This is a genomic window from Glycomyces niveus, assembly GCF_017592475.1.
In the GTDB taxonomy this organism is placed as follows: domain Bacteria; phylum Actinomycetota; class Actinomycetes; order Mycobacteriales; family Micromonosporaceae; genus Glycomyces; species Glycomyces niveus.
Genome location: NZ_JAGFNP010000005.1, coordinates 164,063 through 181,491 on the forward strand (window position 1 = coordinate 164,063; position 17,429 = coordinate 181,491).

Here is a 17,429-nt window from a genome sequence, read left to right on the forward strand (position 1 = left end):
GCGCTCGGCGAGGCTTGCGAGCCGAGCATGAGCAGAGTCGGCGAAGCTTGGCAACCGGGCATGAGCGAAGTCGGATACCCTCGGCACATGAGTCCTGGCACCCCCGGCGGGGCGAAGGGCCCCCGCCGCGTCAACTGGGACCGACTCCCGGGCCCCGGCGGCCCGGACGCCCCGCCCCCGTCGCGCCGCCCCGGCACACCCCCCGACGGCCCCGTCGCCGGCACCGGGATCGGCGGCACTGACGCGACCCACCGCCTCCGCGACCCCGACGCGACCCGCACCTTCCGTCGTCCCGAGACCGCCTCGGGCGCCCACGACCGCGTGGCCGCCGAGCGCGAGCGGGCGAAAGCCGCGGCCTCCGCCTCCCACGACCGGGTGGTTCCCGACGCCGACAAGCGCACGACCGCCAAGAGCGCCGAGAGCCGCCTCTCGCAGCCGCACAAGCGCCAGTACCTGTCGCTGTGGGTCGAGCTGCCGCTGCTGCTCGTCATCGCCTTCTCCGCCGCCGTGCTGCTGCGCACCTTCGCCGTGCAGCCCTTCTACATCCCGTCCGGGTCGATGGAGCAGACCCTGCAGGAGGGCGACAAGGTCCTCGTCCTCAAGCTCACCAACACGCTGCGCACCCCGCAGCGCGGCGAGGTCATCGTGTTCCGCGGCACCGACTCCTGGGACCCCGAGTACCGGCCCGCGGCGGCCGACGAGGGCGCGTTCTCGACCTTCACCACCGGCGTCCTCGACCTCATCGGCCTCGCCAAGCCCGACGAGAAGGACTTCATCAAACGGGTGATCGCCGTCGGCGGCGACACCGTCTCCTGCTGCGACGCGGACGGCAACGTCGTCGTCAACGGCGTCTCACTCCACGAAGAGGCGTACGTGTACGAGAACTCGCCGCTCGAGATCGAGCCCGGCGTGTGCGGCGCCCGGCGCTTCGAGGAGCTCACGGTGCCCGAAGGCGAGGTGTGGGTCATGGGCGACCACCGCGGCGACTCCTCGGACTCGCGGTGCTCGGGGACGGTGCCGGTGGAGAACATCATCGGCCGCGCCATCGCCCTCGTCTGGCCCACCGACCGCGCCCGGGAGCTCGAGATCCCCGACGCGTTCGACGCCCTCGACGGCACCACCGGGACCAGCGCCGAAACGGGCGAACAGGCCGCCTCCGGAGGGGTCGGCGACGGCGTCCCCGCCGCCTGGAACACCGCCTGGCAGCAGCCGCCTTCCTTGCCGGGCACGACAATGCACCTGCCCGGTTCGCACGCGTCGCCGAGGGCGGCGACCCCTGAGCCCAGAGCGCGAGCGCGTAGACTCGGACCGTGATCGATGAAGGGCAAGCGCCCGGCGCTGAAGGCGAGAGCGTCGAGGAGACCTCCAAAGAACAGCAGCCGAAGAAGAAGGGGTCGTTCTGGAAGGAACTGCCGATCCTGCTCGGCGTCGCCATCCTCGTGGCGATCGTGGTGCGGACCTGGGTCGTCCAGACCTACTACATCCCCTCCGGCTCCATGGAGAACACCCTCCTGGTCAACGACAGGGTGCTCGTCAACAAGCTCGTCTACGACTTCTCCGAGCCCGAGCGCGGTGAGATCATCGTCTTCACCGCCCCCGAGTCCTGGCGCTCGGTCATGGAGGAGGACGAGTTCATCAAGCGGGTGATCGCCGTGGGCGGCGACCACATCGTCGCCGACGAGGAAGGCGACATCACCGTCAACGGCGAACCGCTCGACGAGGAGTCCTATCTGTACACCAACCCGATGACGGGGGAGCAGGACCGCTCTTCGCAGGACCCGTTCGACGTGGTCGTGCCGGAGGGCCGCCTGTGGGTCATGGGCGACCACCGCTCGGCCTCGGGCGACTCGCGGGAGCGGTACGTCCGCACCGGCGGCGACGTCGAGTCCTCGACGATCCCGGTGGACGCGGTCATCGGCAAGGCCTTCGTGCTGTTCTGGCCGGTCGACGACTTCACCTGGTTCAAGATCCCCGAGACCTTCGACGACGTCCCCGCGCCGTCCTGAGACCATGCTCCGTCCCGTCCCCTCCCGCATCAGGCGTGACAGCGACCTGTACGCGCTGGAGGCAGCGCTCCACCGGCGCGGCCTCGGCCCCGTCGCCGGGGCGGACGAGGCCGGGCGCGGCGCCTGCGCGGGGCCGCTGGTCGTGGCGGCGGTGCGGCTGCCGCCGAACGCCCGTTATGACGAGCTGAACGATTCGAAGCTGCTCACCGAGGCCGCCCGCGAGCGCGTCTTCGAGCTGCTGCGGCGCTCGGAGGCCGCGATCAGCGTGGTCGCGTACGGACCCGAGGAGATCGACCGGCGCGGCATCGCCGTGTGCAACCTCGAGGGGATGCGGGTCGCGGTCGCGCGCCTGCCCGAGCGGCCCGGGTACGTGCTCACGGACGGCTTCGCGGTGCCGGGCCTGCCCGGCAGTCTCGGCGTCGTCAAGGGGGACCGCACCGCGGCGTGCGTGGCCGCGGCGGGCGTGGTCGCCAAGGTGACGCGGGACCGGATCATGACCGAACTGGACCGCGACCACCCCGAATACGGCTTCGCCGTCCACAAGGGATACTCCACGGCGGCTCACGAGGCCGCTCTGGAGCGGTTCGGTCCGTGCGAGATACATCGCAAGACCTACGCGAACGTCGCCGCACGCACCGCCGCCGCCCGGGTTTGAGCGGGTTTGGCGGCCCCTCCCGGGGTGAAACCCGGACAGCACAGGCAAGCCGCGAGCGGGCCGGGGCACCCGCGCACTATCGTGGGAACCGTCGTTGAGAAGGAGGAGCGTTGAGCGCCGAGGACCTCGAGAAGTACGAGACCGACATGGAGCTGCAGCTGTACCGGGAGTACCGGGACATCGTGCGGCAGTTCACCTACGTGGTCGAGACCGAGCGGCGGTTCTACCTGGCCAACGCTGTCGAAGTCCATGTGCGGGGGGCGGAGGCCGAGACCTACTTCGAGGTCGAGATGAGCGACGCGTGGGTCTGGGACATGTACCGGCCGGCCCGCTTCGTCAAGCACGTGCGGGTCCTGACCTTCAAGGACGTCAACGTTGAAGAGCTGGACAAGCCCGACATGACCCTGCCCTAGCCGTCACCAGCAGCGCGCCCCGTCCTCCGCGGCGGGGCTTTTCGCCGCCCCGCCCATGCGAACGCTTGCGCGCCGTTGCCGGCCGCGGTGACCTGCGCCGGTGCCCGATCGAGGACGGGATGCGGGCCCTGAACCGCCGCTAGTATTGGTCGGGTGTCCACACTCCGCGACGTCATCTCCGCGCACACCGACCTGACCTCGAACTCCGCGGCGCACCTGCAGCGGCTCGTGGCCGAATGGCAGCTCCTCGCCGACCTCTCCTTCGCCGACTTCCTGCTCTGGGGCGCCGTCAAGGACCACCCGGGCCGGTACGTCTGCCTCGCGCAGGTCCGGCCCACCACCGGCCCCACCGCCTATGAGGAGGACCAGGTCGGCCGGATCCTCGAAGGCGACGACGCCCAGCACCTCAACGTCGCGTTCACCGAGGGCCGCATCTTCCGCGAAGGCGACCCGGTCTGGCGTGGCGACGTCGCCGCCCGCCACGAGGCGATCCCGGTGCGCCGCCGCGACCGCCGCGAAGTCATCGCCGTGGCCGCCCGCGACACCAACCTCTCGGACACCCGCAGCCCCTCTCACCTGGAACTGAACTACCTCAAGACCGCCGACTACCTGGTGCAGATGCTCACCGACGGCGGCTTCCCGCCGCCGCTGCTGCCCGGCGAGCCGACCACCGCGCCGCGCATCGGCGACGGCCTCGTCCGCATCGGCTCCGACGGCCTCGTCCGCTACGCCTCCCCGAACGCGCTCTCGGCGTACCGCCGCATGGGCGTCACCGGGCACCTGCGCGACCGCGATCTCGCCGAACTCACCCGCAGCCTCCCGTCGAACTCCGACGTCGGCGCCGACGCGGCCCGGCGCATCGCCGACGCGCTCGCCGGAGGCACCCCGCGCCGCAAGGAGATCGAGTCCAAGGGCGCCACCGTGCTCATGCGCGCCCTTCCGCTGCGCCCGGGCGGCAAGGCCGCCGGCGCCCTGGTGCTCGTCCGCGACATCACCGAGGTCCGCCGCCTCGACCGCGAACTCGTCACCAAGGACGCCACGATCCGCGAGATCCACCACCGCGTCAAGAACAACCTGCAGACCGTGGCCGCGCTCCTGCGCCTCCAGGCCCGCCGCGTCGGCTCGCCACAGGCCCGCCAGTCGCTCGAAGAGTCCGTGCGCCGCGTGTCCTCGATCGCGCTCGTCCACGAGACCCTCTCGCAGTCGGGCGACGAGTCGGTCGGCTTCGACCAGATCGTCGACCGCGTCGCCTCCATGGCCGTCGAGGTCTCCGTCGCCGAGTCCAAGGTGACGCTCCGTCGCGAGGGCACGTTCGGGGTCCTCCCCAGCGAGTACGCCACCCCGCTGGTCATGGTCGTCAACGAGCTCATCCAGAACGCGGTCGAGCACGCCTACCCGCCCGGCCAGGACGGCGAGGTCGTCATCGGCGTCGAACGCGACAGCGACCACCTCCGCGTCACCGTCTCCGACCACGGCAAGGGCCTCCCCGAAGGGTTCCGCATCGCCGACTCCACCCGGCTGGGCCTCCAGATCGTGCACACCCTCGTCACCGGCGAACTCCGCGGCACGATCGACATGCGCCCGCGCGCCGAGGGCGGCACTGAAGCAGTGGTCGACTTCGCACTGCAATAGCGAGCGAATGTGCGTGCGACGCTGCCGGCTTATGGCTCGCAGGCTCCGCCGAGGGAGGGTCCACGCAGCGGGACGACAGATGTCATCGGCTGAGATATGTGGCATGCTTGCAGGCATGTCTCGCGCACATGGGCTTCGACTGGTGGCACGCCGCCACGTCGATCTTTGCCGTGTGTTCAGCGCCGCCTGTCTGATGCGCCGCTAAATCCTTCCGGCTTTCCGCCGTCGAACCACGCCACACCTGTGTCCGCATGAGGAGAACTGTGCCAACGCCAACGCGCAAACCGTCCCGCCCCAAGGGCCAAGGCCAGTGGGCCATGGGCCACCGGGAGCCGCTCAACAAGAACGAGCAGTCCAAGAAGGACGACAACCCGCTCAACGTGCGGCAGCGCATCGAGGGCGTCTACGCCCACCGCGGCTTCGACTCGATCGACCCCGCCGACCTGCGCGGGCGCTTCCGCTGGTGGGGCCTGTACACCCAGCGCAAGCCCGGCATCGCCGGCGGCAAGACCGGCATCCTCGAAGAGGAGGAGCTGGACGACAAGTTCTTCATGATGCGCGTGCGCATGGACGGCGGCCAGCTCAACCTGGCGCAGCTGCGCACCATCGCCGGGATCTCCAAGGAGTTCGCGCGCGACACCGCCGACGTCACCGACCGCGAGAACGTCCAGTACCACTGGATCCGCGTCGAGGACGTCCCCGAGATCTGGCGCCGCCTCGAGGCCGTCGGCCTCGACACCCAGGAGGCCTGCGGCGACTGCCCGCGCGTCATCCTCGGCTCCCCGGTCGCCGGCGTCTCCACCGAAGAGGTCATCGACGCCACGCCGCAGATCCAGGAGATCTACGACCGCTTCATCGGCGACCGCAGCCTCTCCAACCTGCCGCGCAAGTTCAAGTCGACCATCGGCTGGCTGCCCGACAGCCCGTACGAGACCAACGACATCTCGCTCATCGGCGCCCACCACCCCGAGCACGGCCCCGGCTTCGACCTCTACGTCGGCGGCGGCCTGTCCACCAACCCGATGTTCGCGCCCCGCCTGGGCGTGTGGGTCTCCCAGGACGACATCGTCGACGTGTGGGTCAACGTCGTCCGCATCTTCCGCGACTGGGGCTACCGCCGCCTGCGCACCCGCGCGCGCCTGAAGTTCCTCGTCAAGGACTGGGGCCCCGAGAAGTTCCGCGAGGTCCTCGAGTCCGACGCCTACCTCGGCCGCAAGCTGCCCGACCTCGAGCAGCCGCCCGTCCCCGAGAAGCTGCTCGACCACATCGGCGTCCACAAGCAGAACGACGGCAACTACTACATCGGCGTCGCCCCGGTCGCCGGCCGCGTCTCCGGCACCGTCCTCGACCAGCTCGCGGACATCGCCGAGAAGTACGGCTCCGACCGCGTCCGCGCCACCCCGCTGCAGAAGCTCCTCGTCCTCGACATCCCCGAGGAGAAGATCCGCGACGCCGTGGAGGACCTGCGCTCGATCGGCCTCGAGGCCGAACCGTCCCAGTGGCGGCGCAACACCATGGCCTGCACCGGCATCCAGTTCTGCAAGCTCGCCATCGTCGACACCAAGGACCGCGCCCGCGACCTCGTCGCCGAGCTCGAGAAGCGCGTCCCCGAACTCGACGTGCCGATCTCCATCCACGTCAACGGCTGCCCCAACGCCTGCGCCCGCACCCAGACCGGCGACATCGGCCTCAAGGGCCAGCTCGTCACCAACGAGGACGGCGAGCAGGTCGAGGGCTTCCAGGTCCACCTCGGCGGCGGGCACGCCGCCGCGGCGAGCCTGGGACGCAAGTCCCGCGGCCTCAAGGTCGCCTCGGCCGACCTCGGCGACTATGTGGAACGCCTCACCCGGCGCTACCTCGTCGCCAGGTCGGAAGGGGAGACCTTCGCCCAGTGGGTCCACCGCGCCGAGGAATCGGAATTGCAGTGAGCGGCCGCGTCGTTCCCTACTACTGCCCCTACTGCGGCGAAGAAGACCTCACGCCGTATGAGCCCGAACTCGACAGCGACGTCGAGATCAAGGGCGGATGGCATTGCGCGGACTGCACCCGCGTCTTCGCCGTCAAATACCACGGGATGGCCGCCGCAGCGAAGTACGCGGCGCCGCCCACGGGCCCCGCGCCCGAGTGATACACCCCGATCGGAGTGAAGCAGCATGAGCACAGGGAAAGAGAGAGACCCTTTCGAACTCCGTGACCTCGCGATGGACGCGGGGAAGCGCCTCGAAGACGCCACGGCCCACCAGATCCTCGAGTGGGCGGTCGGCGAGTTCGGCGAGCGCTTCTGTGTGACCTCCTCGATGGCCGACGCCGCCGTGGTCCACCTCGCCAGCGAGGTCGCCCCCGGCATCGACGTCGTCTTCCTCGACACCGGTCTGCACTTCCCCGAGACCCTCGAAGTCCGCGACTTCGTGGCCGCCACGATGAACGTCAACGTCCGCTCCATCCAGCCCGACCAGTCGGTGCTGGCCCAGGACGCCGAGTTCGGGCCGCGCCTGTTCGCGCGCTCCCCTGACGAATGCTGCGCCCTCCGCAAGGTCCTGCCGCTCAACGCGGCCCTCGCCGACTACGACGGCTGGGCCACCGGCCTGCGCCGGGACGAAGGCCCGAGCCGCGCCAACACGCGCGTCGTCGACTTCGACATCAGCCGCCGCAAGGTCAAGGTCTCCCCGATCGCTAAGTGGACCGAGGCCGACCAGGAGGCGTACATCGAGCGCCACAACATCCCGGTCAACCCGCTGCTCAAGGACGGCTTCCGCTCGATCGGCTGCTGGCCCTGCACCCGGCGCACCGCGCCGGGCGAGGACCCGCGCGCCGGCCGCTGGGCCGCGTTCGACAAGACCGAGTGCGGACTGCATGTCTGACCTGCACGGATCGGAACCCGACGCGGCCGCCGCGTCGGGTTCCGGCGTCTCGCCCTCCGAACGCCCGGTCGTCCTCGTCGCCCACGGCAGCCCCGACGAGCGCTCACCGCAGGCGGTCCGCGAGATCGCCGCGGCCGCAGGCGCTCACGTCGGCTTCCTGGAGTTCAACGACCCGCGCCCGGTCGACGTCCTGACCGGCCTCGCCGACCAGGGCTTCACCGCGGCGGTCGCCTTGCCGCTGCTGCTGACCGACGCCTACCACTCCCGCACCGACCTTCCCGAGGTCGCGCGGCGCGCGCAGGAGGAGCGTCCGGGGCTCACGGTGAGCGTCGGCCGCCCGGTGGGGGACCTGTCGCTCGCCCCCGCGCTGGTCCGCGGTCTGCCGGAAGGCATCGACGGCCTGGTGGTGTGCGCGGCGGGCACCCGCGTCGACGAGGGCCGCGCCCATGTCGCGGCGGTCGCCGCCGAAGCCGGACGCCTGCTCGGCGTCCCGGCCGGACCTGGCTTCGCCTCCGGCCCGGGACCGACGGCGGGGGAGACCGTCGCAGCGCTCAAGACCGAAGGGGCGCAGCGCATCGCCGCGGTCTGCTACTTCATCGCTCCGGGTCTCTTGTGCGACAAGGCGATCGAGTCCGCCCGCGACGCCGGCGCCGTCCACGTCGGCGAACCGCTCGGCACCGCACCGGAACTCATCGACCTGATCTCGAAGCACGCCGCAGCGGCGTGACCCGGCTCAGCCGGCAGACCACCTGGTTGTGGTCCAGGAGGTCACGCGTTCAAGCCTTGCTACTCGGACCCTCCGCTGAGCTGGCTCATTCGCCTCCGGCGAAGGGCCGGCGCTCGCCGAACCCGACCGCGCGCCGAGAGGGACCGCTGAGGACGAGGCCGACGATCGCCGCCGCCAGAGCCCAGAAGCCGATGCCGATGAGCGGGTGGGCCGCCTCGCGGAGGTAGTAGCCGACCGGGAGCCAAAGGAGCCCTTGGAATACCGCCTGGGCGACGATGTCCTGCATCCGCAGGAGCCGGCGCCCGATGAACCAGTAATAGAGCGCTCCGAGGAACGCGATCAGGGCGACGCCGACGGCGCCGCTGACCGTCTCCACCTGGCCTGTCACGATCTGTGCCAGCCCCCACACCCCGGTGGCGGCGAGTCCCGTTGCGAGGAGCCAGAACAGGATCGACGCGGCGGTCAAGGTCCAAGGACGGTCACCGGAACCGGAGGATTCGGTGACCGCGCCCATGTCGGCATCGGTTTCGTTCACACGCCAACCGTATCCCGGGCTACGCTGCGCCTATGCGCGACCTGAAAGCAGCGCCACAGCGTGGTCTGCTCATCGTGAACCCGAAGGCCTCCACCGGCTCGCGCCGACGCACGCGCTGGGTGAGGAAGAAGCTCGACGACGTGCTGGATCTCGACGTCGAGGTGACCCGCCGGAGGGATCACGCCGAGATACTGGCGAAGCGGGGGGCGGACAAGGGTTACGACGTGGTCCTCAGCCTCGGCGGCGACGGCACCGTGAACGAGGTCGTCAACGGCCTGGTCGGCGGGGGCCGCCCGGCCGAGGAGGCCCCGGTGTTCGCGCCGATCCCGGCCGGCTCCACGAACGTGTTCGCGCGGGCACTCGGGCTGCCCTGGGACCGCCGCCGGGCGTCGCTGGCGATCGTGTCCGCCATCGAGGAGTCGCGGGTGCGCACGGTGAGCCTGGGGCGGGCGACCGGCGACGACGTCGACCGGCTCTTCACGTTCTGCGCGGGTTTGGGCTGGGACGCGTCGATCATCAAGAAGGTCGAGTCGTACCGGAAGAAGCGGAACCTCGGCGCGCACTACGCCCGCGCGGTCATGGCGGAGCTGAATGAGCATGGTGTGGAAGGCGACACGATCGAGGTGACGCTTTCCAACGGTGAAGAGGACCTTTCGGAAGGCATGGTCGTAGTGCAGAACTGCGCACCGTGGACGTACCTCGGCACCCTTCCGGTGAATCTCAACGCGCGGGCATCCTTTAATGCTGGACTTGATGTCCTGGTTCTGCGTAAACTTGGCCTGTCGGACGCCGCGAAGACCGCCGCTTCACTGCTGGTCGGTCGGGACGGGCCCGACGGCAAACACGCGGTGACGCACCACGATCTCTCCAGGATCAGACTGCGCGCTGCGCTGCCGCAGGCCTTCCAGCTCGATGGGGACTACCTCGGAGAGCGGACCGATGTCGAACTGAGCTCGGTTCCGGAGGCGCTGCGGGTGGCCTGCTAACAACTTGGGAAAACCTCAAGGTGGGTGTTGACAAGTCGCCCGTGAGCAGGCAAGGTTGATTTCGCCATCCCTACCGGGACGGCACGAGACTTACAACCGAATATCGTATTTTCGGTGCGTATAGACCGGGCATTCGGTGGGTACCCACGCCTTGGCGAAGCTTGCGGCCATGAATTTGTATAGCCCTGGCGAGTGGTGAGCAAGCCAACGTTGAGTACCAGTGTGTCAAACCGGTTCGACTCGCTGTCACCGACCCCGACCTTTTCGGTTCCGGGCGAGTGTGGCGGAGGCCGCCACGAGGATCCGCGGTAGGGATTCCGGCGGTAAGGTGGACGTGTTCCATGAGTCTTCTTCGAGGTACAGCGCGGTGAGTTCACTCACTTCGAGCTGATTTCCGGAGTCGAACCCTTGACAAATCCCGAGCTTGTGAAAGCATTCACAAGGTAGGTCGGGTCAGAGGTGCGGACCCATTCAGTCGCCACTTGGGCGACCGACGCCGTAGTGCGGGTGTGCTCCCCGATGCCCTGGCGTTCAGCAATGACGCTGATGCGAGAGCGCTCCTGGCGCGCGGTGACAACGATTCCCTTTGTCGGGAAACGCGATCCGTGCCGAGCGTTCGCCAATGCCGCCCGTGAAGGTGCGACCGTCACAGCAGTTCTCCGTGACGGACGCGGCGCGGCACCCACGCGATGCGCGGACTGAACGCCGCCGCGGCCCGATGCGGCCCGCGAGACGCCCGAACCGCAAGAGCTGTTCATAACACCGTGAAAGCAAAATGCTTGATGCTTAGCAAGGAGATGTTTTGATGGATTGGCGCCACGAGGCCATCTGCCGTGACGAGGACCCCGAGCTGTTCTTCCCGATTGGGGACACCGGACCGGCACTGACGCAGATCGAGCAGGCGAAGAACGTCTGCCGGCGCTGCCCCGTGACCGAAGAGTGCCTGCGGTGGGCGCTCGAGACCGGTCAGGACGCGGGCGTGTGGGGTGGCATGAGCGAGATCGAGCGCCGCGAGCTGAAGCGCCGCTCGGGTGCGCTGCGCACCCTGGCGACCCAGGTCGTCGGCTAGCAGCACCGCGCAATCCCTTGATTTAGTCCATCCCTCGATATTTGCGACAACAGAAGCTTGGAAGGCCCGGCGACCACGCCGGGCCTTCAGGCTTGTCCCGGACATGAGCGCGCCTCGCGATTCGCGAGGCCCCCTTTCAAACCAAGCTATCGGAGGGTACGACACTCCTTCGCGCTCGGCCGGCTGAGGGGTCAGAAGATCTGGTGGCGCTGGGTGTCGGCGTCGGCTTCGGTGGGCGGGCGGCGCTGGGAGATGGTGATGGTGGTGGTGGCGCCCTCGACGTGGGCTTCGACCTCGTCGGTGAGCGCTCTGAGGACCTGCCACTGGTAGGACCCGGAGTCGGGCAGAGGGTCGCCTTTGGGGCGGCTGAGGGCGATCTGGAGGGTTTCCTCGCCCACCGCGAGGCGGCAGTGGAGGGGCTGGTCGTTCGGCTTGCGGCGGAACGGGCGCGGGCGTCCGTGCTCGGCGGGGATCAGGAGCGTGACGGCGGCGTTGACCGCCGCCCGCAGGTCCTCGATCTCGTCTAGCGAGAACCCGAGGCGGGTCGCCACCGCCGCGGTCGCGGTCGGCAGGACCGACAGGTAGTCGCCCGTCGAGGGCACGTCGAGCAGCAGCACGTCCTCGCGCTCATCGCTCACCGGCATCGCCGCTTCCTGTGACTGAGGGGCCGAAGGACTTCCGCCCTCTCGCCCCAAAGGATAATCGGGTCGGCTCCCCGGCGCCGCACACCCCGCCTGAAATCCCCCGCGAGGGGCCCGGTACGGCGAAGCGCCCGCCGCCGCCTGCGGCGGTGACGGGCGCTCTCTGCGGGGCTTCGCGGGCCTAGGCCTGCTTGGTCTCCCAGAAGATCTTGGCGATCTCGTCGATCTTCGCCAGCAGCTCCTCGGCGACCTTCGGGTCGGCGGAGCCCTTGGCGCCCGAGGCGCCGGCCAGCTTCGTCGCCTCGTTCACGAGGGTGTGCAGCTGCGGGTACTTCTCGAAGTGCGGCGGCTTGAAGTAGTCGGTCCACAGCACCCACAGGTGCTCCTTGACCAGGTTCGAACGCTGCTCCTTGATGATGAGGGCGCGCGTGCGGAACTCCGGGTCCTCGTTGGCCTGGTACTTCTCGCAGATGGCCTTCACGGACTCCGCTTCAATGCGGGCCTGCGCCGGGTCGTAGACCCCGCACGGCAGGTCGCAGTGAGCCGAAGCCGAGATCTGCGGCATGAGCCGCTTGAACAGAGGCTTGAACATTGCCCCTCCAGCTTCTTTCCAGTGGGTGTGATTCCACCGCCGACCCTACCTCTCCGAAGGGCGATTTCGGCCCGGCCCCTAGAGTTAGAGACGCAGCACCGTCCCTCACGGAACACCATGCTGGACAGTGCAAACGCCGCCGCCACCAGCCCGGCACCGCAAGCGCCGCAAACATGGAGGTCATGCCAGATGCTCGCCGCCTACGCCAGTGCCGTGAACCCCGAGGACCCTTTCGCCGCCCTCTCGGTGGGTGAGATCGAGCCCCCGGACGTTCCCGAGGACTGGACGCGGGTGCCCGTCGCCGCGGCCTCGCTCAACCACCACGACCTGTGGTCGCTCGCGGGCGTCGGACTTCGTGCCGACCAGTGCCCGATGATCCTCGGCACGGACGCCGTGGGGCGCACCGCGTCCGGGCACCACGTCGTGGTCTACCCCGTCATCGGCGACGCCTCGCTCGACGACGAGACCTTGGACCCCAAGCGGACCCTGCTCTCCGAGCACTACCCGGGCACGCTCGCCGAGTCCGTCGCCGTGCCCGCGCGGAACCTCGTGCCCGCTCCACAAGGGTGGACCGCCGCCGAGGCCGCCTGCCTGCCGACCGCGTTCCTCACCGCCTGGCGGATGCTCACCACGCGCGGCCGCCTCCCCGCCGAGGGCGCCGTGCTCGTGCAGGGGACCGGCGGCGGCGTCGCCACGGCCGCGATCGTGCTCGCGAAGGCCCTCGGCGCGCGCGTCTACGCCACCGGCCGCGACCCTGAGCGGCGTGAGAAGGCCGCCGCGATCGGTGCCGAGCCCGTCGAGGCCGGCGGCCGCCTGCCCGAGCGCGTGGACATCGTCATCGACTCCGTCGGCGCGCCGGTCATGGAGCACTCGATCAAGTCCCTCAAGCCCGGCGGGCGCCTCGTCAGCTGCGGCGTCACCGCCGGCCCGGTCGCCGAGGTCGACATGCGGCACGTCTTCTTCAAGCAGCTCGAGATCCTGGGCTCGACCATGGGCACCCGCGACGAACTGCTCGAAGTCATCCGGTTCTGCGCCGAACGGGAGCTCAAGCCCGTCATCGACTCCACCTATACGCTCGCCGACGCCGAAGCCGCACTTCGGCGCCTGCACTCCGGCGAGGCCTTCGGGAAGGTCGTCGTCACCGTGGAGTGAAGCCCAGCGTCGTAAGTACGACACTGGAGTCGGTTTCTGGCGGGTTCGCCCTACGGGCGGGCCCGCCTGCGTTCACCCTGTAATGAATGTCACCGTCGAACAGGTTCGGGGTTGCACAAGGGGGAGAGCGGCCATGTCAGTAATGGGTCGGGTCAAGGGCGGTTTCAAATCCGCCGCCGGGAGCGCGTGGGTCGTCACGAAGAAGCTCCTGGTCAGAGTCGCGATCGCGGCCGCCATCATGGTCGTCGCCATCGCCCTGGCCAGGCACGGGGAGAGCGCCGCGTCCGAGATCGGGGGCATGGAGGAGGCCTCCGGGACCGAGGCGCATCCGATCGCCGCGCAGCGGGCGATCCTCTCGGAGGGCTGGACGGACGAGCAGCTCTTCCTCTGCAACTACACGGTGGACGCCACCTTCGGCGTCTCGATCTTCACCGAGACCGACTGGAGTTCGCGCCGCCTCGCGCGCGTCCTCAACGGCACCGAGCTCGAAGGCTCGTGCATGTCCACGACGGGAGAGAAGTCGCTGGGATGCAACGGCCTGGAATGGGAGACCGAGTGGATCCACGTCCGACACGGCGACACGGTCGGCTATACGCCCGCCTCCTGCCTCGTCAGTGACGGCATCTTCTGAGCAGCGCCGCAACGAGGCGCGATCAAGCGGCGCCGCCGGCACGGCGCAGTCAGCAAGGGCACGGCTCCAGGCACAGGGGAGGGAAGCGCGAAGCGGGGTCCGGCGATTCGCCGGACCCCGCTTCATGCGTGCACTGCGCCTACTTCAGGCCGACGCCCGCGACGCCCTCGACGATCCGCTTCTGGAAGACCAGGAAGACGATGAGCAGCGGCGCGGCGCCGAGCACCGCGGAGGCCATGGTCTGGGCGTAGAACAGGCCGTAGCCGCCGGCGACGGCCTGGAGGCCCACCGGGAGGGTCATCATCGACGGGTCGGTCGCGATGAGCATCGGCCACAGGAAGTTGTTCCACGAGCCGATGAAGGTGAAGATCCCGACCGCGGCCATGATCGGGCCCGAGACCGGCAGGATCACGTTCCACAGGATGCGGAAGTGCCCGGCGCCGTCGAGCTTCGCGGCCTCCTCGTAGTCGCGGGGGATCCCGTCGAAGAAGCGCTTGAGGATGAACACCATGACCGGGGCGACGACCTGCGGGAGCGCCAGGCCCCAGTAGGTGCCGCCCATGTGGAGGGCGTTCACCAGGTCGAACAGCGGGATGATGAGCGCCTGCCCCGGCACCATCAGGCCGGCGATGATCGAACCGAACACGATGTTCTTGCCCGGGAAGTCGAACCGGGAGAACCCGTACGCGGCCAGCGTGCACAGCACCAGGGTCAGGACGGTCACGATCGTCGAGACGACGGTCGAGTTGAGCATCCAGGTGAGGTGGTCGCCGCGCTCGAACAGGACCTTGTAGCCCTCGATCGACCATTCGCGGGGGATCCAGTGGATGTCCTGGCCGAGGCTGGCCTCGGTCTCCGACTTCAGCGAGGTGGACACCGCCCACACCAGCGGGAGGAGCCAGAACACGCCGAGGAGGCCCGCGGCGATGTACACGATGACGGCGCCCACGGAGGGCTTCTTGCCGCGCCACTTGAAAAGCCGCCGGCGCCTGACGGCGGTCGGGCGGCCCGCCTCAGCGGCCGTCGACCTCTCTTGCACTGCGGTCATGTCAGTCCTCCTTCCGGGAGAACAGCCGGAACTGGAAGATGGAGATGATCAGGATGAGCACGAAGAGGACGTAGGACAGCGCCGACGCGTAGCCGATGCGGAAGCCCTCGAAGCCCGCGATGTAGATGTAGTGGATGGCCACTTCGGACTCGCGGTTCGGGCCGCCGCCGGTCATGATGTACATCTGGTCGAAGATGCGCAGCGACGCGATGAGCTGCAGCACGATCACCATGGCGGTGGTGCGGTTGAGCAGCGGCAGGGTGATGCGCCACAGCTGCTGCCACCAGTTCGCGCCGTCGATCGAGGACGCCTCGTAGACGGACGGGTCGATCGTCTGGAGCGCGGCCAGGTAGAGCAGGAAGTTGAAGCCGAGGGTCCACCACACGGTCGTGATGACCACCGACCACATGGCGACGCCGCCCTCGCCCTGGACCCAGATCTGGTTGGTGTCCGCGTTCTGGAGGCCCAGCAGCTCCAGGTAGTGGTTGAGCAGGCCGCCGTCGGGCTGGTAGATCCAGATCCAGATCATGGTGACCACGGAGACGGGCACGACGAACGGCGCGAAGAACGCCATCCGCAGGAACCAGCCGATGCGGCGGGCGCGGTTGACCAGCAGCGCGAAGACGATCGAGAGGACCACCAGCGGCGGGGTCGAGTAGAGCGTGAACTCGGCGGTGTTCCACAGCGCGTTCCAGGCGCGCTCGTCGCCGAAGGCCTCGAACCAGTTGTCCAGGCCGATCCACGAGGCGGCGCGGCCGGTCAGGCTCTTGTCGGTGAACGAGTAGTACAGGCCCAGGAAGGTCGGCCAGACCAGGAACAGGGCGTAGAAGGCGACGAAGGGGAGCACGAACCACAGGCCGGTCCACGACTGCTTCTTCGTGTCGGTGGGGGGCCGCACCATTGCGGCGGGCACGGGTGGTGCCTCTGTTTTCACTGTCATCAGAAGTCCTAATGCAACGTTTCAGTCGACCGGGGAGGGCAGGGCGAGGAGGGTTTCGATCCGGTTCTTGATCTGGGCCAGAGCGTCCTCGGGGGTCGTCGCCAGCGCGTACACCTGGTTGAGGACCCCGCCGACCTCGTCGAAGAGGCGGGCGGCGGATCCGGAGAACCACACGTCGGGGTCGAACTGGACGTTCTCGACCACGCCGGAGTACTCCGCGTTCGGTTGCAGCGCCTGGTATTCGGCGCTCTCGGTGACGGGCAGGTAGGCCGGGGTGTGGCCGCCGCCCTCGCCCCAGCGGAAGCTGTTGTGGAGCATGTAGGCCGCGTATTCGAGGGTGGCCTCGCGGACCCCGGTGTCCCAGGTGTTGTGGCGGGGGAGGACGAACGCGTGGCAGTCGCCTTGCGTGTACCGGTGGCCGTTGAAGAACGAGGGCATCTCGGTCATCGAGAAGTCGAGGCCCTGGGCCTCGTTGAAGGCGCGGAAGCGGTTGATCTCCCAGTTGCCGACCTGCACCAGCCCGGCCGAGCCGACTTCGAAGTTGGCCGCGCACTGGCCGCCGTCGGCGAACGTGGGGCACAGGCCCTCTTCGGCCATGCGGTACATGATCTCGATGGCGGTGAGCGCCTTGTCGTCGTCTATCTCGTAGTCGCCGTCGCCGAAGGTCATCTCGCCTTCCTGCTGGCGGTACCAGGCCCAGAACTGGCGCCATCCGGCGAAGGTGTCGAGCGAGGTGCCGTACTCGCCGGTGACGTCCTTGACCGCGCGGAGCAGGTCGAAGTACGCCTCGACGCCGTCGGTCTCCAGGAGGGTGCCGTCGGGGTTGAGGACGCCGGCCTGCTCGCAGACGGTGCGGTTGTAGTAGTTCACCAGGGCGTGGGTGTCGAGCGGGATGGCGTAGAGCTCGCCGCCGGCGAAGGACTTCTCCCAGACGCCGTCGGCGAAGTCCTCGGCGGCCACGCCGTGGTCATTGAGCTCGCTCTCGGTGATGGGGTCCATGAGGGTCGCGGGCGAGAGGCTCTTGAGCCGGGAGAGGTGGATGGTGGCGATGTCGGAGGCGTTGCCGCTCGAGGCGCCCATGACGAGGCGGGTGTAGAAGGGGGTGCCCCAGCCGAAGGTGGTGGCCTCGAGGTCGATGTCGGGGTGCTCGGCCGAGAAGTCGCCGTGCATCTCGGTCATGATCGCGCCGTCGGCGCCGGCGAGGAGGTTCCACTGCTTGACGCGGGTCTTGTCGCTGAGGCCGCCGCTGAGCGAGCCGCAGCCGGCCAGGCCGAGGCCGGCGGCCGCCGCCGTGCCGGTGAGGAGTGCCCTTCTGGAGACCGCGCTCGAAGCGGGGCCAGGGGGCGAGGGATGATTCGGCATCAATGCATCACTCCAATGTGATTCAGGGTCGGGGGGCCGGTCCGGGGGTGGGCCGTGGAGCCATTGTTATCGTTCTCATCAGCGCGGGTCAAGGCTGGACATCGGAAGAAAACCGGATTGCAACCTGCGTAAAGTGCCTTGACGCCGAAACGTTACCGGTAAAGTTCCGGTCAATGGGA

Annotated in this window: 19 protein-coding genes; 13 read left to right on the forward strand and 6 right to left on the reverse strand. The window is 68.9% G+C overall.

The window, feature by feature from the left end; genetic code table 11:
- The first annotated feature begins 87 nt into the window (after nt 1–87).
- The 9 genes from lepB (J5V16_RS11350) to J5V16_RS11390 all read left to right on the forward strand — a co-directional run bounded on the left by lepB (J5V16_RS11350) (nt 88) and on the right by J5V16_RS11390 (nt 8,294).
- The gene (lepB, locus tag J5V16_RS11350; protein WP_208496328.1) at nt 88–1,314 is read left to right on the forward strand and encodes a signal peptidase I; all 1,227 of its coding nucleotides are present in this window, start codon (nt 88–90) and stop codon (nt 1,312–1,314) included.
- Nucleotides 1,311–2,006: a signal peptidase I gene (gene lepB, locus J5V16_RS11355; protein ID WP_307792928.1), complete on the forward strand. Its 696-nt coding sequence runs from the start codon at nt 1,311–1,313 to the stop codon at nt 2,004–2,006. Before lepB (J5V16_RS11350) ends, lepB (J5V16_RS11355) begins: the two co-directional genes overlap by 4 nt.
- A 4-nt stretch (nt 2,007–2,010) precedes the next feature.
- A complete protein-coding gene (locus J5V16_RS11360; RefSeq protein WP_208496329.1) occupies nt 2,011–2,661 on the forward strand; it encodes a ribonuclease HII in 651 nt (216 codons plus the stop codon).
- 110 nt (nt 2,662–2,771) lie between these two features.
- Complete coding sequence (locus J5V16_RS11365) at nt 2,772–3,074, forward strand: DUF2469 domain-containing protein (RefSeq protein WP_091053602.1); 303 nt, start codon at nt 2,772–2,774, stop codon at nt 3,072–3,074.
- A gap of 153 nt (nt 3,075–3,227) precedes the next feature.
- The gene (locus J5V16_RS11370) at nt 3,228–4,706 is read left to right on the forward strand and encodes a sensor histidine kinase (protein WP_208496330.1); all 1,479 of its coding nucleotides are present in this window, start codon (nt 3,228–3,230) and stop codon (nt 4,704–4,706) included.
- A gap of 251 nt (nt 4,707–4,957) precedes the next feature.
- Nucleotides 4,958–6,634: a nitrite/sulfite reductase gene (locus J5V16_RS11375; protein ID WP_208496331.1), complete on the forward strand. Its 1,677-nt coding sequence runs from the start codon at nt 4,958–4,960 to the stop codon at nt 6,632–6,634.
- The gene (locus tag J5V16_RS11380) at nt 6,631–6,834 is read left to right on the forward strand and encodes a hypothetical protein (RefSeq protein ID WP_208496332.1); all 204 of its coding nucleotides are present in this window, start codon (nt 6,631–6,633) and stop codon (nt 6,832–6,834) included. Before J5V16_RS11375 ends, J5V16_RS11380 begins: the two co-directional genes overlap by 4 nt.
- Before the next feature lie 25 nt (nt 6,835–6,859).
- Nucleotides 6,860–7,567, forward strand: a complete 708-nt coding sequence (locus J5V16_RS11385) for a phosphoadenylyl-sulfate reductase (protein WP_208496333.1) — start codon at nt 6,860–6,862, stop codon at nt 7,565–7,567.
- Nucleotides 7,560–8,294, forward strand: coding sequence for a sirohydrochlorin chelatase (locus tag J5V16_RS11390; RefSeq protein ID WP_208496334.1), 735 nt, complete (start codon nt 7,560–7,562; stop codon nt 8,292–8,294). The genes J5V16_RS11385 and J5V16_RS11390 overlap by 8 nt, the downstream gene beginning before the upstream one ends.
- 85 nt (nt 8,295–8,379) lie before the next feature.
- Here J5V16_RS11390 and J5V16_RS11395 read toward each other — a convergent pair whose 3' ends face one another.
- On the reverse strand, nt 8,380–8,829 hold the full coding sequence (locus J5V16_RS11395) for a hypothetical protein (protein WP_208496335.1): 450 nt from the start codon (nt 8,827–8,829) through the stop codon (nt 8,380–8,382).
- A 32-nt stretch (nt 8,830–8,861) separates the two neighbouring features.
- Here J5V16_RS11395 and J5V16_RS11400 point away from each other — a divergent pair, with 32 nt between their 5' ends.
- Both J5V16_RS11400 and J5V16_RS11405 read left to right on the forward strand, forming a co-directional pair.
- Nucleotides 8,862–9,815 (forward strand): diacylglycerol/lipid kinase family protein, encoded by a 954-nt coding sequence (locus J5V16_RS11400; RefSeq protein WP_208496336.1) that lies wholly within the window; start codon nt 8,862–8,864, stop codon nt 9,813–9,815.
- Between the two features lie 805 nt (nt 9,816–10,620).
- Nucleotides 10,621–10,884 (forward strand): WhiB family transcriptional regulator, encoded by a 264-nt coding sequence (locus tag J5V16_RS11405; protein ID WP_208496337.1) that lies wholly within the window; start codon nt 10,621–10,623, stop codon nt 10,882–10,884.
- A 191-nt stretch (nt 10,885–11,075) separates the two neighbouring features.
- Here the strand turns inward: J5V16_RS11405 and J5V16_RS11410 are convergent, their stop codons facing one another.
- Complete coding sequence (locus J5V16_RS11410) at nt 11,076–11,528, reverse strand: ATP-binding protein (RefSeq protein ID WP_208496338.1); 453 nt, start codon at nt 11,526–11,528, stop codon at nt 11,076–11,078.
- A 178-nt stretch (nt 11,529–11,706) separates the two neighbouring features.
- Nucleotides 11,707–12,117 carry a superoxide dismutase, Ni gene (gene sodN / locus J5V16_RS11415; protein WP_243901056.1) on the reverse strand — a complete coding sequence of 137 codons (411 nt, stop codon included), beginning with the start codon at nt 12,115–12,117 and terminating at the stop codon, nt 11,707–11,709.
- Between the two features lie 189 nt (nt 12,118–12,306).
- On the opposite strand from sodN, the gene J5V16_RS11420 reads away from it, so the two are divergent.
- Nucleotides 12,307–13,269, forward strand: coding sequence for a zinc-binding dehydrogenase (locus J5V16_RS11420; protein WP_208496339.1), 963 nt, complete (start codon nt 12,307–12,309; stop codon nt 13,267–13,269).
- A gap of 133 nt (nt 13,270–13,402) precedes the next feature.
- Entirely contained in the window at nt 13,403–13,900 is a 498-nt protein-coding gene (locus J5V16_RS11425) for a hypothetical protein (protein WP_208496340.1), read from the forward strand.
- 139 nt (nt 13,901–14,039) lie between these two features.
- Here J5V16_RS11425 and J5V16_RS11430 read toward each other — a convergent pair whose 3' ends face one another.
- The 3 genes from J5V16_RS11430 to J5V16_RS11440 are packed head-to-tail and all read right to left on the reverse strand — an operon-like array spanning nt 14,040 to nt 17,250.
- Nucleotides 14,040–14,948, reverse strand: a complete 909-nt coding sequence (locus J5V16_RS11430) for a carbohydrate ABC transporter permease (RefSeq protein WP_208496341.1) — start codon at nt 14,946–14,948, stop codon at nt 14,040–14,042.
- Between the two features lies 1 nt (nt 14,949).
- Complete coding sequence (locus J5V16_RS11435; RefSeq protein WP_208496342.1) at nt 14,950–15,888, reverse strand: carbohydrate ABC transporter permease; 939 nt, start codon at nt 15,886–15,888, stop codon at nt 14,950–14,952.
- Nucleotides 15,889–15,909: 21 nt separating this feature from the next.
- The gene (locus J5V16_RS11440; protein ID WP_208496343.1) at nt 15,910–17,250 is read right to left on the reverse strand and encodes an extracellular solute-binding protein; all 1,341 of its coding nucleotides are present in this window, start codon (nt 17,248–17,250) and stop codon (nt 15,910–15,912) included.
- Nucleotides 17,251–17,429: the final 179 nt, after the last annotated feature.

Coding starts and splice junctions, on each gene's coding strand:
- lepB (WP_208496328.1), top strand. CDS start 88: ATGAGTCCTGGCACCCCCGGCGGGGCGAAGGGCCCCCGCCGCGTCAAC.
- J5V16_RS11435 (WP_208496342.1), bottom strand. CDS start 15,888: ATGACAGTGAAAACAGAGGCACCACCCGTGCCCGCCGCAATGGTGCGG.
- J5V16_RS11440 (WP_208496343.1), bottom strand. CDS start 17,250: ATGCCGAATCATCCCTCGCCCCCTGGCCCCGCTTCGAGCGCGGTCTCC.
- sodN (WP_243901056.1), bottom strand. CDS start 12,117: ATGTTCAAGCCTCTGTTCAAGCGGCTCATGCCGCAGATCTCGGCTTCG.
- J5V16_RS11390 (WP_208496334.1), top strand. CDS start 7,560: ATGTCTGACCTGCACGGATCGGAACCCGACGCGGCCGCCGCGTCGGGT.
- J5V16_RS11425 (WP_208496340.1), top strand. CDS start 13,403: ATGTCAGTAATGGGTCGGGTCAAGGGCGGTTTCAAATCCGCCGCCGGG.
- J5V16_RS11385 (WP_208496333.1), top strand. CDS start 6,860: ATGAGCACAGGGAAAGAGAGAGACCCTTTCGAACTCCGTGACCTCGCG.
- J5V16_RS11420 (WP_208496339.1), top strand. CDS start 12,307: ATGCTCGCCGCCTACGCCAGTGCCGTGAACCCCGAGGACCCTTTCGCC.
- J5V16_RS11410 (WP_208496338.1), bottom strand. CDS start 11,528: ATGCCGGTGAGCGATGAGCGCGAGGACGTGCTGCTGCTCGACGTGCCC.
- J5V16_RS11405 (WP_208496337.1), top strand. CDS start 10,621: ATGGATTGGCGCCACGAGGCCATCTGCCGTGACGAGGACCCCGAGCTG.
- J5V16_RS11400 (WP_208496336.1), top strand. CDS start 8,862: ATGCGCGACCTGAAAGCAGCGCCACAGCGTGGTCTGCTCATCGTGAAC.
- J5V16_RS11430 (WP_208496341.1), bottom strand. CDS start 14,948: ATGACCGCAGTGCAAGAGAGGTCGACGGCCGCTGAGGCGGGCCGCCCG.
- J5V16_RS11375 (WP_208496331.1), top strand. CDS start 4,958: ATGAGGAGAACTGTGCCAACGCCAACGCGCAAACCGTCCCGCCCCAAG.
- J5V16_RS11360 (WP_208496329.1), top strand. CDS start 2,011: ATGCTCCGTCCCGTCCCCTCCCGCATCAGGCGTGACAGCGACCTGTAC.